At 60.0% G+C, this 4,310-nt stretch carries 4 protein-coding genes; all 4 read right to left on the reverse strand.

What is annotated here, in order from left to right:
• Positions 1-370: 370 nt before the first annotated feature.
• On the reverse strand, positions 371-1,231 hold the full coding sequence (gene panC, locus D8V06_RS17635) for a pantoate--beta-alanine ligase (protein WP_130907401.1): 861 nt from the start codon (positions 1,229-1,231) through the stop codon (positions 371-373).
• Positions 1,228-2,028, reverse strand: a complete 801-nt coding sequence (gene panB / locus D8V06_RS17640; RefSeq protein ID WP_130903546.1) for a 3-methyl-2-oxobutanoate hydroxymethyltransferase — start codon at positions 2,026-2,028, stop codon at positions 1,228-1,230. The genes panC and panB overlap by 4 nt, the downstream gene beginning before the upstream one ends.
• A 361-nt stretch (positions 2,029-2,389) precedes the next feature.
• Positions 2,390-2,875 carry a 2-amino-4-hydroxy-6-hydroxymethyldihydropteridine diphosphokinase gene (gene folK / locus D8V06_RS17645; protein ID WP_056855624.1) on the reverse strand — a complete coding sequence of 162 codons (486 nt, stop codon included), beginning with the start codon at positions 2,873-2,875 and terminating at the stop codon, positions 2,390-2,392.
• Positions 2,876-2,878: 3 nt separating this feature from the next.
• On the reverse strand, positions 2,879-4,279 hold the full coding sequence (locus tag D8V06_RS17650) for a polynucleotide adenylyltransferase PcnB (protein ID WP_056855623.1): 1,401 nt from the start codon (positions 4,277-4,279) through the stop codon (positions 2,879-2,881).
• Between the last annotated feature and the right edge of the window lie 31 nt (positions 4,280-4,310).

The following is a 4,310-nucleotide window of genomic DNA, read 5'->3' on the forward strand; positions in this document are numbered from 1 at the left end:
TACGCCATCGCTGCGGGTTTCCTTTTTACTTGAACGGCCTTTTGAACACTAAAAATACCGGAGCGCCAGGGGGCGGCGGTCCGGTCAACTGCGTCGACACGAATTCATGGCGCAGGGCGACTACAGTAAACCCCGCGCAGTGATCTGTCTTGACTTTGTCTGACCCGTTTCCGGTACTTTTTTAACATCAAGGTTAGGAACGGTCCGACAAACGGAAGGGGAGAGGTCTGGAATCAGGCAATTTGGACTGGCGAAGATCGCCTTCGTGGCAGCCAGCCTGCTGGCGATGGCGGTGTGTCCGTCAAAAAACATGGGTGACTGAACATTCACGATCGCCAGCAGGTTGGCTCTCACAGAGGGTTTGTGCTGTTTAGATGGGGGTGTCGAGATTCAGGTGCAGGTTGTCGATCAACCGCGTCGTCCCGAGGAACGCCGCCACCAGAATCACCAGGTCGCGATCCTCGGCCGTTGCCGGGCGCAAGGTCAGGGCGTGGCGAATTTCCAGGTAGTCCGTGCGTAAGCCTGCAGCTTCAAGCTGTTGGATCTGCGCATTGATCAGCGCCGGGAAATCCCGCTCACCCTGCTTGATCGACTCGGCAATCTCGCGCAGCGTGCGATAAACCACTGGCGCCACGGCCCGTTGTTCTTCGCTGAGGAAACCATTGCGCGACGACAGCGCCAACCCATCGGCCGCACGGACGGTCGGCTCGCCGATGATCTGGATCGGCATGTTCAGGTCATGAACCAGCGCGCGAATCACCGCCAGTTGCTGGAAGTCTTTCTCGCCGAAAATCGCCAGGTCCGGCTGGACCATGTTGAACAGTTTGCTGACCACCGTCGCCACGCCTTCGAAGTGTCCCGGACGGCTGGCGCCGCACAGGCCTTCGGACAGCTGCGGGACGCTGACACGGGTCTGGCCGGTCATGCCCTCGGGGTACATCTCTTCAACGGTGGGTGCGAACAACAGATCGCAACCAGCTTCGAGCAGTTTTTCCTGATCCGCCGCGAGAGTGCGCGGGTACTTGTCGAGGTCTTCGCCGGCGCCGAACTGCAGCGGGTTGACGAAAATGCTCGCGACCACGAAATCCACCCGCTGGGTGGCCTTGGTGATCAGCGCAACGTGACCGCTGTGGAGGTTGCCCATGGTCGGCACGAAGCCGATGCGCTTGCCTTCGCTGCGGGCGCGGGCCACGGCGGCCCGCAGTTCGCGTACGGTTTTTACGGTGTTCATGCAGAGAATCCGTGTTCGATGCCTGGGAAGGTCGCTGCCTTGACTTCGCTGACGTAGGCGCTCAAGGCCGCGTGAATGCTTTCCTGGCCAGCCATGAAGTTTTTCACGAACTTCGGTACGCGACCAGTGATCGACAGGCCGAGCATGTCGTGCAGGACCAGTACCTGGCCGTCGGTGCGGTTGCCTGCGCCAATGCCAATCACGGGAATCTTGACGGCCTGAGTGATTTCTTCGGCCAATTCGCTTGGCACACATTCGAGCAACAGCATGGCTGCGCCGGCCTGTTCCAGCGAAATTGCGTCGGCGCGCATCTGCCGTGCCTGGTTTTCGTTGCGGCCCTGGACTTTGTAGCCGCCAAGGATATTCACCGATTGCGGGGTCAGGCCCATATGCGCGCAAACCGGGATACCGCGTTCGGCGAGCAGGCGAATGGAATCTGCCAGCCACAATGCACCTTCGACCTTGACCATGTGCGCACCCGCTTGCATCAACAGGGCGCTGTTGGTCATGGCTTGTTCGGTGGTGGCATAGGCCATGAAAGGCAGGTCGGCGAGAATCAACGCATCGCTGTTACCGCGTTTGACGGCGGCGACGTGGTAAGCCATTTCGGCAGTGGTGACCGGCAAGGTGCTGTCGTGACCCTGCAAAACCATGCCGAGTGAGTCGCCCACCAGCAGTACTTCGACGCCAGCCTGATTGCAGGCGTGGGCGAAGGTCGCGTCATAGCAGGTCAGCATGGTGATTTTCTCACCTTTCTGCTTGAGGCTCTGGAGCGTGGTCAGGGTGATGGCTGGCATGTCAAAAAATCCTCGTTCAGGCGCTATGGAAACTACTGCGAGTAACGCGCGTGATTCGTCATGTACTCAGGCGCACGGTCTTTTGTCGTGCTTATAAGGCCTGGATTGCGCCCTTGTGTGCCGCATTGGCGGCAGCGGGACGCCTATAGTCGTGATGAGAACTCGGGAAGTCAATCCGGTGTGTTACCGCATTGTTACGGGTGGGGTGTTACCGAAGTAACTGATGCGTTTCAGCAGACTGCCGGACGCAAAGTAACCCAATTAAGGAGCAAGCCTGCTCGCGATAGCGGCGTGTCAGTCAACAATCCTGGTGATTGTTCAATCGCCATCGCGAGCAGGCTCGCTCCTACAGGGGGCTGCGTCAATCTTGGGACAGGCGTTCAAGTCCGACGAACGGGCAGGCGGCCAGCAGTTCGCGGAGGGTGCGGCCATCGGCCAGGTGCAGATCCGCGGGCGCCAGTTCGGCCAGCGGGTATAGAACGAAAGCCCGCTCCTGCATGTGATAGTGCGGCACCTTGAGGCGCGCCTCATCGATCACCTGATCACCGAACAGCAGGATATCGAGGTCCAGCGTACGCGGGCCCCATCGCTCCAGTCGCTCGCGGCCCTGGCCGTTTTCGATGGCTTGCAAGGCATCCAGCAGGTCCAGTGGCGCCAGCGTGCTGTCGAGAGCGGCCACCGCATTGGTGTAACGCGGTTGGCCAGGGAGCAGCGAGTCGCTTTGATAAAACGCGGACACCCCGACCAGTTTCGATTGCGGCAGCTGCGCCAGCGCTTCAACAGCGCTGCGCAATTGTTCAGCCGGGTCAGCCAGGTTGCTGCCCATGCCGATGTAGATGCGTTCCATCGATTACTCGCCCGTGGTACTCGAAGCGCCCGCTGCGCGTTTGCGCTTGGAGCCGCCGCTGCGACGACGCTTGCGCGGCGCGCCGCCAGCTTCGTCCTTGCCGCTGAGGTCGCGAATCATGTCGCGACGTTCGCTTTCATTGGCATCCTGATAATCGGTCCACCATTCGCCCAGGCCATCGGTCTGCTCGCCGGCGCTTTCGCGCAGCAAGAGGAAGTCGTAACCGGCACGGAAGCGTGGGTTGTCCAGCAGCAGATCGGCGCGCTTGCCGCTGCGGCGGGGCAGGCGTTCCTGCATGTCCCAGATTTCGCGGATCGGCATGGTGAAACGTTTCGGGATCGCGATGCGCTGGCATTGCTCGGCAATCAGTTCGTGGGCTGCTTCCTGCATCGCCGGAATCGGCGGCATCCCACGTTCCTGCAAGCGCAGGACGCGAGCCGGCAAGGCTGGCCAGAGCAGCGCCGCAAACAGGAAGGCCGGAGTCACCGGTTTGTTCTGCTTGATCCGCAGGTCGGTGTTGATCAGCGCTTCGCTGATCAACGTATGGGTGTAAGTCGGGTTGTACTCCAGGGCCTCGGCACTGGCCGGGAACAGAGGATCGAACAGTTGCAGGTCGACCAGCATCTCGAAGGTGTCCGCGGCGTGGCCGGAAAGGAACAGCTTGAGTACTTCCTCGAACAGACGGGCCGATGGAATCTCGCGCAGCATCGGTGCCAGGTCGCGGATTGGCGTAGCGCTGTGTTTTTCGATGCCGAAATTCAGCTTGGCGGCAAAACGCACGGCTCGCAACATCCGCACCGGGTCTTCCTGGTAGCGCTGTTTCGGATCGCCGATCAGACGGATCAATTGATTGCGAATGTCGTGTACGCCGTTGGCGTAATCGAGAATCCGTTCGCTGACCGGATCGTAATACAGGGCGTTGATGGTGAAGTCGCGGCGTTGTGCGTCTTCTTCCAGGGTGCCATACACGTTATCGCGCAGGATGCGCCCGCTTTCATTGCGCGAGGATTGATTGTTGTCTTCCTCTTCATCGTTTTGCGGGTGATTGGCGCGGAAGGTCGCAACTTCGATGATTTCGCGACCAAAGTGGATGTGCACCAGTTTGAACCGGCGTCCGATGATTCGCGCATTGCGGAATTCGGCCCGAACCTGCTCAGGGGTGGCACTGGTGGCAACGTCAAAGTCTTTCGGCGTAATGCCGAGCAGCATGTCACGCACACAGCCGCCAACCAGATACGCCTGGTAGCCAGCGCCCTGCAGGCGTTCGACGATGTTCACCGCGTAACGGCTGAATTGCCCCTTTTGCAGCGAATGTTGGCCGCTGTTGAGCACTTCAGGCGTGCTGCGGATGTGTTGCGTACGACGCAGGGGAGTACGGAATGACTGGAACAGCTTCTTCAGCATGGGATGCACTGTTTGAAGGAATGTTCGGCCA

The sequence above is a fragment of the Pseudomonas sp. Sample_24 genome (assembly GCF_004307605.1).
Taxonomy (GTDB): domain Bacteria; phylum Pseudomonadota; class Gammaproteobacteria; order Pseudomonadales; family Pseudomonadaceae; genus Aquipseudomonas.